At 71.1% G+C, this 15,588-nt stretch carries 11 protein-coding genes; 4 read left to right on the plus strand and 7 right to left on the minus strand.

Annotation, left to right across the window (positions count from 1 at the left end; all coding sequences use genetic code 11):
• Positions 1-471, minus strand: coding sequence for a GNAT family N-acetyltransferase (locus VFZ09_RS06905; RefSeq protein WP_329726683.1), 471 nt, complete (start codon positions 469-471; stop codon positions 1-3).
• A 96-nt stretch (positions 472-567) separates the two neighbouring features.
• Between VFZ09_RS06905 and VFZ09_RS06910 the strand changes: the two genes are divergently transcribed.
• The 3 genes from VFZ09_RS06910 to VFZ09_RS06920 are packed head-to-tail and all read left to right on the plus strand — an operon-like array spanning position 568 to position 2,571.
• Entirely contained in the window at positions 568-1,431 is an 864-nt protein-coding gene (locus VFZ09_RS06910; protein WP_329726684.1) for a WGR domain-containing protein, read from the plus strand.
• 25 nt (positions 1,432-1,456) lie between these two features.
• Entirely contained in the window at positions 1,457-1,870 is a 414-nt protein-coding gene (locus tag VFZ09_RS06915) for a hypothetical protein (RefSeq protein ID WP_329726685.1), read from the plus strand.
• Entirely contained in the window at positions 1,867-2,571 is a 705-nt protein-coding gene (locus VFZ09_RS06920) for a hypothetical protein (protein ID WP_329726686.1), read from the plus strand. Before VFZ09_RS06915 ends, VFZ09_RS06920 begins: the two co-directional genes overlap by 4 nt.
• Before the next feature lie 9 nt (positions 2,572-2,580).
• Here VFZ09_RS06920 and VFZ09_RS06925 read toward each other — a convergent pair whose 3' ends face one another.
• Complete coding sequence (locus VFZ09_RS06925) at positions 2,581-3,420, minus strand: hypothetical protein (RefSeq protein ID WP_329726687.1); 840 nt, start codon at positions 3,418-3,420, stop codon at positions 2,581-2,583.
• Positions 3,421-3,620: 200 nt separating this feature from the next.
• Here VFZ09_RS06925 and VFZ09_RS06930 point away from each other — a divergent pair, with 200 nt between their 5' ends.
• Positions 3,621-4,583: a DUF6624 domain-containing protein gene (locus VFZ09_RS06930; RefSeq protein WP_329726688.1), complete on the plus strand. Its 963-nt coding sequence runs from the start codon at positions 3,621-3,623 to the stop codon at positions 4,581-4,583.
• 7 nt (positions 4,584-4,590) lie between these two features.
• Here the strand turns inward: VFZ09_RS06930 and VFZ09_RS06935 are convergent, their stop codons facing one another.
• The 5 genes from VFZ09_RS06935 to VFZ09_RS06955 all read right to left on the minus strand — a co-directional run bounded on the left by VFZ09_RS06935 (position 4,591) and on the right by VFZ09_RS06955 (position 15,588).
• A complete protein-coding gene (locus tag VFZ09_RS06935) occupies positions 4,591-5,181 on the minus strand; it encodes a hypothetical protein (protein WP_329726689.1) in 591 nt (196 codons plus the stop codon).
• 98 nt (positions 5,182-5,279) lie between these two features.
• Positions 5,280-6,821: an ABC transporter substrate-binding protein gene (locus VFZ09_RS06940; RefSeq protein WP_329726690.1), complete on the minus strand. Its 1,542-nt coding sequence runs from the start codon at positions 6,819-6,821 to the stop codon at positions 5,280-5,282.
• Positions 6,818-7,927: an SCO family protein gene (locus VFZ09_RS06945; protein WP_329726691.1), complete on the minus strand. Its 1,110-nt coding sequence runs from the start codon at positions 7,925-7,927 to the stop codon at positions 6,818-6,820. Before VFZ09_RS06945 ends, VFZ09_RS06940 begins: the two co-directional genes overlap by 4 nt.
• A 12-nt stretch (positions 7,928-7,939) precedes the next feature.
• On the minus strand, positions 7,940-9,946 hold the full coding sequence (locus VFZ09_RS06950; RefSeq protein WP_329726692.1) for a cytochrome D1 domain-containing protein: 2,007 nt from the start codon (positions 9,944-9,946) through the stop codon (positions 7,940-7,942).
• Positions 9,947-9,966: 20 nt separating this feature from the next.
• The gene (locus VFZ09_RS06955; RefSeq protein ID WP_329726693.1) at positions 9,967-15,588 is read right to left on the minus strand and encodes a hypothetical protein; all 5,622 of its coding nucleotides are present in this window, start codon (positions 15,586-15,588) and stop codon (positions 9,967-9,969) included.

Raw genomic sequence — 15,588 nt, forward strand, 5'->3', positions numbered from 1 at the left:
TCACGCCCGCGCGAGCCGCTCCAGCGACTCGCCCGTGACGCGGAACACCGTCCAGTCGTTCATCGGCACCGCGCCGAAGGACTTGTAGAACTCGATGGACGGGGTGTTCCAGTCCAGCACGGACCACTCGAAGCGCCCACAGCCCCGCTCCACCGCGAGCTTCGCCAGGTGCGACAACAGGCGCTTGCCGTGCCCCCGGCCGCGCTGCTCGGGCAGGACGAAGAGGTCTTCCAGGTAGAGGCCCGGCTTGGAGAGGAAGGTGGAGTAGTTGTGGAAGAAGAGGGCGAAGCCCACCACCTGCCCGCCATCCTCGGCCAGGACCACCTCGGCATAGGGCCGCTCGCCGAAGAGGTGCTGGTGCAGGTCCTCCTCGCGCAGGACGACCTCGTGGGAGAGCTTCTCGTACTCGGCCAGGGCCCGGATCAGCCGGGCGATGGAGGGGACATCCGCGGGGGTCGCTGAACGAATCATGGGGGGAATGCTAGCGCTCCAGGCACGCCGGGGGGGACCGCTTCGTAGTAGCGTCCGGCTCCGCATCCGCACACCGGGTACGGGAGGGGCAGCACCATGCGCAGGTTCGAGTTCGTGGAAGGCACCAGCGCGAAGTTCTGGATGGCCGAGGTCCAGGGCAACACCTTCATCGTGGTGTATGGCCGGCTGGGCACCGACGGGCAGCGCAAGGAGAAGGAGTTCGACGACGAGGCGGGCGCCCGGCGCGAGTACGAGCGCAAGGTGGCCGAGAAGCTGCGCGAGGGCTACCACGAGGTGTCCTCCGAGTCCGCGCCCGCGCCCAAGGGCGCCAAGGGCGCCGCCGCCGCCGCTCCGAAGCTCTCGCTGCCGCCCCGGGTGCGCGGGGGCAAGCCGTCCGCCGAGCAGGTGAAGGAGGCCGCCGAGGCGCTCACGGCGCTCGACACGCGGGTGGGAGGACGCAGCTGGAAGGTGTCGCTCCAGGCCCGCCGGGCGCGGCGCGCGCTCCGGGCCCTGGGAGGCGTGGATCCGGCCAGCCATGCCGCCCTCGGCGCGGTGTTCACGTCGTTGATGGGCAAGGTGGTGGCGCCCAGGGGCGAGCCGCGGCTGCCGCTGTGGGTGGCCCTGGAGCTGCTGGCCGAGCTGGATGCCGCGGCCTTCGTCCGGGCGCTGGAGCAGTGGAAGAAGGCTGCCTCGGGGACACCGGCCCAGGCGGCCATCGGCGTGCTGTCCCGTCAGGCCGAGGTGCTCGGCGAGCCCGAGCTGGCGCTGCGCCTGGGCTCGCTGCTGGAGGCGAGGCCCCGTGCCTCGGGCGAGGGCTGGGAGACGCGCTGGAGCGAGCTGCGCCCGCACGTGGAGGGGCACCTGGCCTCGGGTGGCAGCTCCCTGCCGGCCCTGCTGCGCGCGCTGGAGGCGGGGGGCGATGCACGGCTCGCCGAGCGCCTGTCGCGGCTGGGCGGGTAGGCGGTGGTGGTACCCTGGTGGGACCATGAACATGTCCCGCTGGTGTTGGTTGCCCGTGCTCGCGCTGTGCGCGGCCGGGTGTGCTTCGAGCAGGAGTGGTGCCCGGGCGTCCTCGGGCTCGGCCACGGAGCGGCGCGCGAATGAGCTGGAGGCGCGCAACGCGGAGCTCCGGGCCGAGCTGGAGCGCAAGAGGGCCGAGCTCCAGCAGTCCTACCAGGTGATGGCGCAGGCGGAGAGTGCCGCCGGCCTCAACAACCTGGCCTGTGCCGGGGTGGCTCCGGCCAGTGCGCAGGTGCCGGGGCTGCCCCAATCGGGTGCCGTCCACGCCCGCTTCCAGCTGCGTGGCCAGCCCTACAGCATGACGGCCACCTTCTCCGCGCCTCGCAAGGCGGGGGAGTGGCGCGTGTCCCAGGGCACCTGCAGGGTGGTGGGGCCATGAGGGCGCTGTCGCTGGGCCTCCTGGTGGTGTGGGCCGCCCTGGGCGCCGGTTGTGGCACGAGTGCCGCCGCGCGGCTGCGCTCGGCGGAGCAGGACAACCGGCTCCTCACCGAGGAGCAGCAGCAACTGGACAAGGCCCTCCAGTCCGTCTCGCGCTACACCGAGGGGCTGCGCTCGCCCGGCAAGGCGGGGCGCTCCTTCTCCATGTACTACTCGCCCGCGGCCCTGGAGCAGATGGCCGCGCAGCTGCTGCCCATGCGGATGCCCGCCCGCACCTTCGACCAGCGGCTCCTGGGCGAGGTCGTCATCGAGCGCATCTCCGACGTGCGCTTCGGCCCGCTCAACACGCTCACCTGCCGGGCCGAGCTGCGCGGCGACAACATCCGCTACAACGGCAGCGTCCCCAAGGCCTACCAGGCCGAGGTCCGCAAGTTCCAATCGGGCGTGGCCGCCGGTGTGGTGGCGGACCTCGTGGTGGAGCTGTCCATGGGCAGCGACAACGCGCTGATGGCCCGGGCCCATGCCTCGCGCACGAAGCTCAAGGCCCACTCCAGCAGCCAGTCGGAGGGCATGCTGCGCAATGCCCTGAACGAGCGGGTGCTGCGCCTGCCCTTCACCTTCGACCTCACCCTCCCGAGCGGCGGCGCGCCGCGCGGGATGGTGCTCACCGCCAACCACCTGGTGGTGACGTACGCGCCGTAGCGCGGGTGCTCAGTTCCCGCCCGCGGCCGTGCCCTGGGCGGGAGCCGGAGCGGGCGCCGGAGCCGCCGCGTCCGCGACGCTCGCCGGCTGCTTGTCCATCTCCTCCACCGGGTAGCCCGCGGCCGCCTCGAGGTAGCGCGGCGGCTTCACCTTGCGGCGCTCCTTCGCGCTCAGCCCCTCGGGAGACACCAGCGTGGGCTCGCCCCCGTTGGCCGCGGACTGCACGATGTGCCCGTCACAGAAGAACCACTCGGTGCGGCCATCGGCGTGCTTGCGCGCGTAGTACAGGTCGGTGCTGCCCACCTCGGGGTTCTTCGCGCACCACTCCTGGCGAGCCGCCTGCTCCCGCCGCGGCGCCTCCTCCTTCCACTTGCGCTGCACCTCCTCCAGGGCGAGCAACTGGCCGCCCTCGGCCAGCCGCGCCCGCGACTGCTCCAGCAGCTCCGTGCCGCGCTTCGTCATGTCCGGGAAGGCCCCGCTCTTCGCGAAGCCGCACTTCTGCACCGCCTGGAGGTTGTTCTGGTGCACCTTCATCACCTTCTCCAGCGAGCCCGCCGCTTCCTTCAGCAGCTCCACCGAGCGCGCGTAGTCCACCGACTGCGGGTTCTTCACCTGCTCCGTCTCGGACAGGAAGCGCGTCATCAGGCCGTTCACCGCGCTCAGCTCGTCCGTCAGCCAGCGGGGCTCCGCGTCACAGATGTTCGCCTTGGCGCCCGTGTAGTCGCGGTAGTCCGCACGCGCCACTCCGAGGCTGTACTTCTGGACCGGCGCTACGTTCCTCCCCGCACACGCGCCCAGCGCCAGGCTCATTCCTCCGACGATCCACAGCTTCCGGCTCACGAAATTCATGGCTCGCGACTCTAACGGACAGAGCTGTCCCGGTCGATCTCCTTGGAAGTCCAATAAATACCGGAAGCCGCTCCGTTCTCGGGAGTGTTGGCTGCCTGCCTGGAGTCCAATCAGGAGGGCATGTCCGGGTCCTCCGCTAGCATCCGCGCCCCCCCACGGCCGGCATCCCGCCGGTCTCCATCCCCACGGGAGAAGACTGAATGAATCGCCTCATCGTGCGGCTCGCCGCCCTGAGCCTGCTGTCGGCCTGCGCCCATACGGCCGCCCCCACCGAGACGCCCGCGCCCGCCGCGGCCACCGCGCCCGCCGCGGCCCCGGCGCCCACGCCCGAGGCTCGCGCGCTGGCGATGCAGGCGGACGCGCTGCTCCAGAGTGGCAAGAGCACCGAGTCGCTCCCACTCTACCGGCAGGCCTGGGAGCAGGGCGTGCGCACCGAGTACACGAGCTACAACGCGGCCTGTGCCGCGGCCCTCGCGGGCCAGAAGGACGAGGCCTTCACGTGGCTCGAGCGCGCCGTGGACGCCGGCTTCGCCGAGCCCGGGCCCCTGAAGCAGGACGAGGACCTGGCCTCGCTGCGCGAGGAGCCCGCCTTCGCCCGCATCGCCGAGAAGGCCGCCGCCAACGAGGCGAAGCTCATGCAGGCCCAGAATCCGCAGCTGCGCGACGAGCTGCTGCGCATGATGGAGGAGGACCAGGCCGCCCGGCGCGCGGCGGGCGCGGCGCGGTTCAAGGACACGGCGGCCAACGAGCGGATGAAGGCCATCGACATCAAGAACACCGCGCGGATGAAGGAGATCGTCGCGCAGGTGGGCTGGCCCACGAAGTCGTTGGTGAGTGAGCGGGGCGCGAAGGCGGCATGGCTGCTCGTGCAGCACGCGGACCTGGACGTGGCCTTCCAGCGGCAGTGCCTGCCGTTGCTGGAGAAGTCGGTGGCGGCGGGCGAGGGCGATGCGAAGGCCCTGGCCTACCTGACGGACCGGGTGCTGGTGGCCGAGGGCAAGCCGCAGCGCTACGGCACCCAGTTCCACGAGGTGGAGGGCAAGCTGGTGCCCCGCCCCATCGAGGACGAGGCGAACGTGGACGCGCGCCGCGCGGCCGTGGGCCTGGGCACCATGGCCGAGTACACCGAGCAGATGCGGCGCATGACCTCGGGCGGCAGGTAGCCCGGCCTCACCGGCCGAGGTCCGCCTCGCTCGAGAACCCCAGCTCCCGCACGGTGCAGGGCGCTCCCGGTGTCTCCACGAGGATGTCGGCTTCGGCCGGGAAGAGGTTGCGGCCGTGCAGGTAGCTGCACTCGATGAGCGCGTTCATGTCCCGGGTTCTGTGGTAGGTGAAGACGCGCGCGGGCATGCTGAATTCGCCGTTCGCGCCCGAGGCGCTCGCGACCGCTACATTGGGCTTGGGATCCCACGAGCGCACCGTCACCTGCCAGTGGTCCCCCGCGTCGCAGCAGTCGGCGAGCTTCACGTCGATGTGCCGGGTGCCCGGGCAGGTGACGGCGAAGCGCCTCACCTGGCTGGGGAAGTCCAGCATGCAGCTCAGGAAGAGCTGGTTGCCCACCAGCGCGGCCTTCGGCATGCTCCGTTTCGCCTGCCGCTCGGAGGAGGTGTGGACGTTGCCCTCGGGCCTGGCGCGGACCTCCCGGCCCTGGGGATCTTCCTCGGACGGGTCTTGCGCATACACCAGCGGCGCGAGACCGAAAAGGGCACCACACACCACGAGGGCGGACCGCTTCCAGTGCTGCTTCGGCATACGGAACATGATTCCTCTCCCGGACAAGGACAGCACTTCCGCTGGAGGATGCGCACGCCCCGGCCGAGGGCGTATCGCTCCCGAGGGTGTGTACGATTCAGGGGTACTCAGTCCTCATCGCCGAGGTCCATCCACCCGGTGACCGGACGGAAGCTCCGCGTCGCGAGGTCCACCGTGACGACGTAGGCGCCCCGAGCGCCCACGCGCCGGTTGGGCCCGTAGCTCAAGGGAGGCACGAGCCCCGTCTCGAAGGCATACAGCCCCTCCAGGTGGCCGAGCAGCTTCTTCCTGCTCACCTGTCTGCCGGAGCGGCGCAGTCCCTCGGTGAGCAGCGTGGCGGCGGTGTACGCGGAGACCTGGGCCATCCGGTAGCCCTCCGCGGTGGGCGTGCTCGCGCGCAGCCGGGCGAAGGCCTCGCGGGCGCGGGGCTGCTCGTCCGAGGGCAGGGTGGGGTAGGCGAGGAAGATGCGCCCCTGGAAGAGCGCGGGCGCTCGCACCGCCGCCCGGGAGGAGAGGTTTCCGGGCAGCAGCACGTAGGGCGCCCAGCCGAGGGTCCGCGCCTTCTCCAGCAGCGCGGCCAGCTCCGCGTCATTGCCGAGGAACAGCACCACCCGCGTTCCCTTCCGCTTCAGCTCCTCGGCCACCGCGGGATTGAATGCACCCCGGGCGTAGCGCCGCGGCTCCACCTGTTTCCAGCCTCGTGCCTGGAGCCGGGCCCGTGCCGCGCGCGCGGCCGTGGCGAGGCCCTCGTCGTCGGGGTGGAGGATGGCGGCCCGCGTGCCTTCCCGGTGCAGCTCCCTCGCGGCGTACTCGGCGAGGACGCGGGCCTGCTCTCCCGCGTCCGACAGGAGGAAGAAGACGTGACGCCCCGGTGCGCCGTCCTTCCGGGCGGACAGGGTGAAGGGCCCGATGAGGGGCAGCGCTTCCCGCTCCGCCAGCGCGGCCAGCTCCCGCTCCGCTCCCGGCAGGAAGCCGGACAGCAGCGCGAAGACGGGCTCCTGGCCGAGCATCCGTTGGGCGCTGCTCAGGCCCGTCTCCTGATCGCTGTCGTACCCGGCGACGACCAGCTCGAGCGCGCGGCCGTGGATGCCTCCCGAGGCGTTGAGCCCGGCGCAGTACGCCTCCAGCACGCCGCGCATGGCCTGTCCCAGCTCCGCGAGCCGCCCCCGCGTGGGCAGCACGACGCCCAGCCGCAGCGCCGAGTCCGTCACCCCGGGCGCGCGCTCGTGCTCCAGCCGCTTCAGCCACGCGAGCAGGCTGCTCATGTCCTCCCGGGACATCGAGTAGCGCGGCATCACCACGTCCAGCCGGTTGCCGCCCGGGTCGAAACCCTCGGAGACGGCGCGGGCCACGCTCCTGTCGTCGAGCACCGGGTGCTTCCTGCCGCCCGGGTGGACGTGGCCGTAGGGCTTGGTGAGCTCCGTCCAGGTGATGTCCGGGGGAAGGACGCCGCCCTCGGGACTGCCGGTGCCGTCCTCGCCGTGGCAGTTGACGCACGGCACCGCCGAGCCCGGCAGGCGGACGCCCGCGCCGAGCGTCGCGGAGATGCTCCCGCCCGAGGGGCTCTCGCCCTCGAAGTAGATTCTCCTGCCCGCCTGCTCCTGGGGCGTCAGCGCGCAGAGCAGCAGGGTGAGGGCCAGGCCCGTCATCGTTCCTCGGCGAGCTGCCGCACGCGCTCGGCGACGGCCGGGGAGGGCTCATCCGGGCGGATCTTCATCCAGTGCTTGCGCTTCTCGTTGCCGGCGATGAGCAGGGTGGAATGTCCCTCGACGTTCTCCACGTACTGGCCGAGCCGGGCGATCACCTGGTTCACGTCCTCCTTCTTCCCGGTGAGGAACGTCCAGCCCGGGTGGGCCGCCTGGTGCTTGCGGGCGAACTCCGCGAGCCGCTGCGGTGTGTCGTGCTCGGGGTCCACGCTGATGGAGATGAAGGACACGTCGCGCCCGAAGCGCTCGCCGAGCTGCTCGCGGATGTGATTGAGCCGGGCGGCGATCATCGGGCAGGCGGTGGTGCAGCGCGTGAAGAGGAAGGAGATGACGACGACGCGATCCTTCAGGACGTCGCTGTAGAACCGGACCTGCTTCCCCTCCTGCGTGACGAGCGCGGTGTCGGTGAACCAGGTGCGGGCCCGGCGGGCCGCGGCCAGTTCATCCACCTTCGCGAGGATCTGCTCCTCGCTGGGGAAGCCATTGAGCCTCACCCACGTGCCGGTGCGTGCGTCACCGATGAGCACCATGGGCGTGTGGTTGGCATACGACGGGGTGTAGGCCCCCAGGCCCTGGAGCACCTGTTTGACGTTCTCCGGGCTGCCGGTGAGCCAGGTCCACCCGGCCTTCGCCCGGAGGCGGGTCGCGTAGTCCTTCAAGCGCGCGGGCGTGTCGCGGGTGGGGTCCACGCTGAGGGAGACCAGTTGGACCTCCTTGCCCAGCCGCTCGCCCAGCCTGCCCTGCACCCGGCTGAAGATGGCCGACAGCACGGGGCACACCGTGGTGCAGGTGGTGAAGACGAAGTTCATGACCACGAGCCTGTCTCCGATGACCTCGCCACCGAGCCGGACCGGTGTGCCGTCCTGGTCGACGAGCCCGGCCTCCACGAGGCGGACGTCGGAGGCGGGGGGCTTCGCCGCGGACGCCTCGGTGGCGGTGCCTTGCTCGTGGTGGGGACAGGGCTCGGCTCCCAGCACGGGGGCTGGTACTCCCAACAGCAGGATCACGACGAGACTCGCGGTCTTCGCTCTCATGCGCTCGAGTGACATGGGATTCCTTCCTCAGGGTTCGTTCTTCGCCGTGCCCGCGACCCAGAGCGTCCGGTAGGGCAGCCCGCCGTAACCCACCTTCCGCGAGGGCACCGAGACATAGAGGTAGTACGCGCCAGCGCTCGCCAGCGTGGGCCGGGCCTCGTAGACGCCGTCCTCCACCTCCCGCGCGGCCACCTCGGCACGCAGCCGCCCGGGCGCGGCATAGGTGAGCACCGTCACGTCTCCCAACCCGGCCACGGGCGCGTGGGTGTCCGGCTCGCGCAGCTTGAAGCGCAGCCGTGGCTCCTCACCCGCCGTCAGCCGCGCCGGGAAGTCCAGGTACTCGAGCTCGAGCGCACTGCGCGCCTGCTTCTGGGCGGGGTTCTCCTTCGCCTCGACCGAGAAGCAGTGCAGCACGCGCGGCGAGTCCAACAGGAAGGCGACGTCGTACCGGCCCGCCACCGGAACGCGGACGCGCGTGGAGTACACCCCGGGCTCGACTTCCTTCAAGCTCCTGTCCACCACGCTCACCGCCCGGGCGTTGTGCCCGTAGTTGCCGAAGCTCCCCATGGGGGCGTTCATGCCCTCCATGTAGAAGTACGTGGTGTTCTCCGCCGGGTTGACCACGAAGACCGCCGCCTCGGTGGCGGCCTGCGAGATGGAGTCGGCGAGGCTGAGCTCTCCGGCGAGCCGGGGCGCCGAGGCTCCCGCGCCGAAGCCCTGCATCGTCGGCTTCGCGCCGCCGCCCAGGGTGGAGAGGTTGATCATCTCCACGCGCTCGGAGTCGAGCAGGCGCACGTAGGCGAACGCCCGGGTGAAGCCCACCTGGTAGGGCTGGCCTCCCACGCTCAGCGTGTGCGCGAGCCGGTGGCTGGCGGCGTCGATGACGGACACCGTGTGCTCGGAGGGATTGACCACCAGGCCCCAGCGTCCGTCCTGGGTGAAGCGCATGGGCCCCAGGCCCGGTCTAGCCGTCAGGCGGGCGCGCTCCTCCAGCCGCTCGCCGTCGATGGCCACGAGGGTGCCCTCCCTGCCATCCGCCACGTAGAGCGCGCCAGCGAGGGGCGAGAAGGCCACGGAGATGGGGAGCGGGCCCGTGCGCAGGTCCTTCACCTTCTCGAGCTTCGCGATGTCGATGACGGACACCGTGCCCTCCTCGCGGTTGCTGACGAAGGCGAAGCGGTCATCCGGGGTGAAGGCGAGCTCGTGGTGGCCGCGTCCGGTGGGAATCCGGGCCACGGGCTCCAGGGACTCGGTGTCGATGACCGTGACGCCGCTGCCGGCCTTCGCTCCGGGGCCATCCCCCACCCAGAGGTAGCGCCCGTCCGGCTGGAGGGCGACGCGCGTGGGCTCCTCGCCGGCCTCCACCCGGGCCGACACCCGGAACACCTCCGTGTCCACCACCGCCACCTTCCCCGCCCGGGGCATCGACACGAAGAGCTTCCGCCCGTCGCGGCTCTTCACCCAGTCCGCGCCGGGCCGGTCGAGCACCACCGTGGCATAGAGGCTCGTCTTGCCCGTCATCCCCACCAGCGGATCGATGACCGAGATGCTCGCATCCTGGTTCATCACCAGCAGGTAGTAGCTGTTGAGGTCGATGAGCGGGCGGATGCCGACCAGCCCCTCGAGGTAGAGCGCGACACGCTCCTTGCACTCGTGCTTCCGCTCCACCTTCCCCGAGAGCACCTGGCCCAGGTCCATCCACGCCGAGGGCGACAGGCCCCGCAGCGGCAGGCCGCTGGTGGCATCGGTCATGCGGAAGCGGACCTCGGCATGGTCCCCTTCCATCAGTGGCCGCTGCTCCGTGCCGGGGAGCCCTGGCTGGACGACGGAGAACTCCACCACGACGCCGCTCTTCTCGAGCCGTCCGGTGGCGCTCACCTGCTCGGGCGCCTGGGCCGCGGGGGCCGGTCTCCCGCGCTTCTTCGTGGAGAGGACGGCGTACCCGGCCAGGGCCAGGAAGGTGAGCAGGGCTCCCGCGGCGGCGGCGGCACGCCACGGGCGCTTCGGGTGGGACGGGGACGTGTGTGGAGTCATGGTGGCGGGTCTCCGGTCACTCACTGCACGCGCAGCAGGCCCCACTGGCCGCAGATGTTTCCGAGGCTCTCGTAGTCCCGGAACAGGTAGTCCCCCGGCACCGCGTTGGCGCCTCCGGCGCTCGGCAGGAAGAGCTCGAAGTGCGTGTAGGGCTGCACGCTCTCCTGGGCACCCAGGTACATGCCCACGGGGTTGACGCCGAGCGCCCGGGAGCCGACCTCCGTCATGCCGCACTTGCCCGGCAGGCCGAGGTTGGCCGAGCCCGGACAGATATAGGGGTCCCTCTGCCAGCCATGGCCGTGCAGCCGGAAGGTGGAGCCGCGGTAGGCGCCGTGCGGCTCCACCAGCCGCAGGCGGGCCTGCTGGCCGGGCGCCACCGTGAACACGGGCGTCACCGGATCTCCCCCCACGCGGGTGTTGCTGTAGGCGGTGGAGGCATCGGTCACGGCGCCGTAGCCCCCGGCCACGTTGCCGAGTGGCGCGTTGGGACGCAGGCCGAAGCGGAACCACAGCGGCTCGGTGCCGTAGTTGATGGCCATCTGCCCGGAGTCCTGCGGGTCCTCGGAGACGACTCCCTCGGCGGCGACGTTCTCCACGGCCGTGCCATCCGCGTAGCGGTGGCTCAACTGCTTCTGCCACACCACGGCGAAATCCCGGAACGCGACGCTGTCCGGCCGGCCATCGCGGTTGGCATCGGGGCCCACGCTCGCCGCGGCCCTCCGGCCCGCGTCCTCGGTCCACGCCGAGCCCGTGGGCTCGATGATGAGCGCGCCCACCAGCGACTTCTGCCCCTGTTTCACCTTGTCGGCGGGGATGAGGTTGGCGCCGCCGAACTCCAACGGCGTGGCCACGAGCGTGATGCTCCGGGTGTTGCCCGGCGTCCCGCTGATGTCACCCGCGTACCAGCGGTAGCGCATGAGGCCGCCCGGGGGCGTGAGCTGCTGCGGGTTGGTGCCGACGTTGGCCCCATCCGCCTTGGTGGGATCATAGGCCACGAGCTGGGGATGCAGCGCCACCCAGCTCGAGGGGCGGATGAGGTTGTTGTTGAAGGTGGTCACCCCCTGGGGATCGTTCCGGTTGCGGTTGACCACGCCGATGAGGCTGGTGAGGTTGCCCAGGTCCGGGTTGTCATCGAAGAAGGTGTTGCGGTTGATGTCCCCGGGCAGCCGGTTGCGCAGGGTCACCTCGATGCACTCGCCCGCCGCCGCGCGCAGGACGAGCGGCTCGATGGGGACGCCGGGCCGCAGCTTGCCGGTGGCATCCAGGTCCGCGGTGCGCACGTAGAGGATGGCCGTCGGGTCATGGAGCGGTCCCGACTCGCCATTGGACAGCGCCGTGCGCCGCGGGTTGTACACGAGCGTGCCGCCGCTGGGATTGAGCGGGGCTCCGGCGTGCTGGGTGGCCGAGGCGTCCGAGGGGACGAGGGAGACACCGGCCGGCAGGGGGAGCGCGGTGTTGGCCAGCACCGCGGTGATGTCATAGGCGCGCACCGGCGCGGCGCGGGGGCAGGAGCCACCACTGTCGGTGTTGAAGTCCGCGGGGTTGGCGATGCGCACCGGGGCCCGGGTGGTGGGCAGCGGGAAGAGGTCCGTGCGCGGGGTGTTGTACGAGCGCATCAGGCCCCAGGCGCCGCTCCACCAGCCGTCCTGGCTGCTGTTCATGCCGTATGCGTAGTCCACCCGGGAGCCGGCCTGGCCGAGCGCGGGCAGCAGCGGCACCGTGAAGGTGAACTGCTCGGAGATGCCCTGGGCCTGGGCGTTGCGCCAGCCGGAGTTGGGCGAGGAGCCGAAGCTGGAGCCCGCCTGCAGCCACTTCACCCCGTGGATGGTGGCGTTGAACTCCTCCTCGTGTCCGCCGACCTGGAACTTCACCCGCACCCGGTCCCCCAAATAGGTGCGGATGAGCGGGGTGAACGGATCTCCCGCGCCGATGTCCGCCGTCAGCGCGGGGTACGGGGTGCTGCCGAGCGCGGTGTTGAGCACGGGGATGGCGCGGTCCGTGCGCGTCTGCAGCGCGAAGGCGAGGTCTCCGGCCAGGCCCGTGGCCTGTGCGCCCGGCCTGCCATCCGGTCCCACCCTGCCCGGGTCGTAGACGCGCAGGCCCACGGGCTCGTTGCGGTAGTTGACGACGAGCATGCCCGGGTCATCCACGGAGATGGCCTGGGGACACGGCCGGGGCACACCGCCGGGGCACGTGGCCGCGTTGACGAACAGGTCCGGGAACACCGGGCTGGCCTGCAGCCGGTGGGGGGGGCCGATCGCGCTGCGGAACGTCGCCGCGGTGGGCGCGCTCCCCGGCCCGGGCCTCCCGTCCGGACCGGCGCCCACGTACACGCCGGCCTCGTAGGCGTGCTGGAAGTCCGAGGCCTGGAACCAGAACTCGCGGTAGCTGTCGTTGAGCCCGTCTCCGTCCAGGTCCCCGGTGAGGATGGCGGCCTGCCAGCTCGTGGGGCCTCCATCGCTCCGCGTCCCGAGCGGCACGCCCGTCTCGTTGTGCCTCCAGGTGGAGCCCGGCGGCTCGGTCATCACCGTGCCGTAGAGGCCCACCTGCTGGTGGGTGGACGGTCCCAGGTGATCATGCGTGAAGATGACGCCGAGTCCCCGGTGGATGCCCTCCGCGTTCACCACCGGATCGAAGAACCAGCGTTGGATGGTGGTGCGGGCCCCCAGCCATTCACCGCCCGGCCCGGCGCCGAAGAAGGGGTGGGGCAGCGGCGTGAGCGTGGTGCGGCCATCCGGCGCCGGCACGGGGGTGACGCCCGGGGTGGTGTTGTACGTGTTGATGGCCGCGATGCGCTCGCGCACCGCGCCAGGCGACAGGGTGCCGTCCTCGTAGTTCCAGCCGTTGGCCGCGCCATCCGCGGAGGGCAGGTCCCACTTGGGCAGGTGGATGTGCTGGCCGATGACGTCCGTGGGCGTGCGCACCTGGAAGTCATCCAGCTCGAAGTCCTTGGGGATGAGGTTGGTGTGGAGGTACTTGCCGCAGTCGAAGGTGTTGAAGCGGATGATGAAGGGCTCGGGCGGCCGCGTCTTGTTGAGGGTGGGCGTCACGTCCTCCCACAGGGTGAGGATGCGCTCCTGCGGGTAGTGGTAGCCCACCTTGTTGAAGACCACGTCCAGCTGGATGTTGGCGCCCTTGTAGACGCGGGGATTCCTCGCGCCGAACTGGACGGCGCCCGTGGTGCCCAGGCCGCCCACGCCGTCGAAGAAGCGCGGCGCCACACCGGCGAGCACGGGGTTGCCCGCGTCATCCCGGCACGGCTCGAAGAAGGGCGCGCTGGGCACGGGGGGCATCCCGTTGGTGCGGAAGCTGCCCGGCACCGAGGTGCCATCGCGGCGCAGCGTCGTGCTCGGGTGGCTCGGCCGCGAGTGGAAGAGCATGGCCGTCTGCTCCACGTCCGTGCCTTCCTCGGGGAAGTACACCGGCCGGGCCTTGCGCACCTCCTTGCTGAAGTCCAGCCGGCTCACGGTGGACTCGGCCTCACCTCCCGCCGCCACGCCCTCCAGGGCGTGCCTCGGCAGTCCGCCGGTGAAGCCGCCCGCACCGGCGACGAGCTCCGCCCGGCCGGTGAACAGGGGATTGGCGCCGGACTGGAGCGCCGTCGCCTCTGCCTCCGACAGCATGTCCAGGGGCGGCGTGGTGGGCCGCTGGCCCACGATGCTCTCGATGCCGGCGATCCAGAACGGGTAGCCCGGGTTGGTGGTGCGATCGATGACGCGGGCATTGCTGCCCACCGGCACGCGCGCCCCCGGGTTGAGCGGATGGAAGGTGGAGGCCGTGGTGATGTTCGAGCTGGGCACCACCTCGACCCGGCCGGGCATGGGCGCCATGGCCTTGCCGGGCAGTGGCACCACCGCGGGAATGGGCGTCCCGGCCACGAGCTCTCCGTCCGGCAGGGCCCGGGCCCCGGTGGCCGGCCTGCCGTCCTGGAGCGAGAAGGGGGCCGTGTGGAAGCCCGTGCCGCTCACCTCCAGCTTCGTTCCCGCCTCGAACGTGTCGTGGATGCGCCACATGGCCCACATGCCCTGGGCGAAGTGGGGATAGAAGTGACAGTGGAAGATGGCGTCGCCCGCGCTCTGGTTGCGATTGCCCGAGCCACCGAAGTTGATCTCATACGTGTAGCCCGAACCCGGCCCGATTCCCTGGGCGTCGATGTAGTTCGAGTTGTCGTCGTTGGGATTGAACAGCCATTGGTGGTTGTGCAGGTGGAAGACGTGCTGTTCCTTGCCGATGTGCAGGTTGCGGAACTTCACGAAGTCGCTGAGGTAGCTGTGGGTGACGTTGCTGGGATCGTCCGGGAAGAAGGCCCGGGTGGCCTTGGGCCCCGAGGCGCCCGCCGGCGGTGCCACCCCGGGGGGCAGCGTCTCCAGCCCGATGTTGGCCGGCACGTCCACCACCATCGCGGCGTCACCCACCGCGAACGCGCTCAGGAAGAAGTCCTCGTAGGCGCAGTCGAGGCAGTCGTGCATCGGCCCCACGGACAGGCGGTTGGCGATGATCTCCGAGCCGATGCCCCCCGAGCCGTAGTTGATCATGAAGCCGTCGCGGACGCCTTCCAGGGTGTAGCCGAGCACGGGGTCCTCGAAGTAGCCGGGGAAGGCGTTGGCCGTGGCGGTCTCGTCATGGAAGAGGGAGGTGAACTCGCGGAAGGCCTCCAGGCGGTTGGGCACGCTGGGGTTGCGCCGGCCCACGCTCTCCAGCGGGTAGGTGCTCGGCGGGAAGGAGCCATCCGCCAGGGGGCCCACGATGAGGGCGGTGGGGTCCGAGTGGACGAGCTCCCCGGCCGCCAGCATGTTGAGGATGGGCAGGCCGCTCTTGCCCTCGCCGAGCCACGGCTCCGTGCTGGGGTACACCGCCTCGTAGTTGATGAGCGGGTGGCCCGTGGGGCTCGTTCCGGTGGTGCTCAGCCGCAGCTCCTCCTCGCTCACCTGGCTGCGGTAGAAGCTCGCGCCGCGAGGCTCCACGTTGACGGCGGCGAACAGGCCATTGGCGCTGTTGCCCTGGCCGCCCTCGCTGCCGAACGGGGCGCCGTCGCTCGTGACGAGGAAGGTGCCCTCCTTCACGGCCAGCAGGTTGTAGACGGCGCCGCGGCCCGGGGCGGCCAGGCTGCTGGCGTTGCGCCCGGCGAAGGAGCCGTCATCGGCGAGGGTGCCGGCGAGCTGCAGGCCCGGCACGCTGAAGCCCACGGTCCGGCTGGCGGCCTGCTCGTTGAGGGGCAGGTTGAAACGCAGGCGGTTGAGGAGGGTGGGGGCTCCTCGCGGGTTGGCGGCGGGCGTGAGCAGGTTGGTGAGGCTCACCCGCAGGCAGTCGCCCTCGGCGGCGCGCAGCACCAGCGGCCTCGGCCGTTTGTCCGGGCGCAAGGCCACCCGGCCCGGCACCGGCGCGCCTCCCCGGGTCAGTGGCAGGCCAGAGTCCAGGTTGATGACGTCCCGGCTCAGCGCGTACACCATGCCATTGACGTTCTGGGCGCCCAGCCGGTTGAACATCAGCGGTTGATCCAGCACCACCACGTTGGCGGAGATCGTCCGTGCACAGGTGACCACGCTCGCCACGGTGGGCTGGGGTTGTTCCCGCGGGCCGACGACTCCCACTCCCAACGCCACGATGCACATACCCACCGCCGCTACCACGGTCCGTTGCAT

The organism is Archangium sp., assembly GCF_036277355.1.
In the GTDB taxonomy this organism is placed as follows: domain Bacteria; phylum Myxococcota; class Myxococcia; order Myxococcales; family Myxococcaceae; genus Archangium.

Coding starts and splice junctions, on each gene's coding strand:
- VFZ09_RS06905 (WP_329726683.1), bottom strand. CDS start 471: ATGATTCGTTCAGCGACCCCCGCGGATGTCCCCTCCATCGCCCGGCTG.
- VFZ09_RS06910 (WP_329726684.1), top strand. CDS start 568: ATGCGCAGGTTCGAGTTCGTGGAAGGCACCAGCGCGAAGTTCTGGATG.
- VFZ09_RS06915 (WP_329726685.1), top strand. CDS start 1,457: ATGAACATGTCCCGCTGGTGTTGGTTGCCCGTGCTCGCGCTGTGCGCG.
- VFZ09_RS06920 (WP_329726686.1), top strand. CDS start 1,867: ATGAGGGCGCTGTCGCTGGGCCTCCTGGTGGTGTGGGCCGCCCTGGGC.
- VFZ09_RS06925 (WP_329726687.1), bottom strand. CDS start 3,420: ATGAATTTCGTGAGCCGGAAGCTGTGGATCGTCGGAGGAATGAGCCTG.
- VFZ09_RS06930 (WP_329726688.1), top strand. CDS start 3,621: ATGAATCGCCTCATCGTGCGGCTCGCCGCCCTGAGCCTGCTGTCGGCC.
- VFZ09_RS06935 (WP_329726689.1), bottom strand. CDS start 5,181: ATGTTCCGTATGCCGAAGCAGCACTGGAAGCGGTCCGCCCTCGTGGTG.
- VFZ09_RS06940 (WP_329726690.1), bottom strand. CDS start 6,821: ATGACGGGCCTGGCCCTCACCCTGCTGCTCTGCGCGCTGACGCCCCAG.
- VFZ09_RS06945 (WP_329726691.1), bottom strand. CDS start 7,927: ATGTCACTCGAGCGCATGAGAGCGAAGACCGCGAGTCTCGTCGTGATC.
- VFZ09_RS06950 (WP_329726692.1), bottom strand. CDS start 9,946: ATGACTCCACACACGTCCCCGTCCCACCCGAAGCGCCCGTGGCGTGCC.
- VFZ09_RS06955 (WP_329726693.1), bottom strand. CDS start 15,588: ATGCAACGGACCGTGGTAGCGGCGGTGGGTATGTGCATCGTGGCGTTG.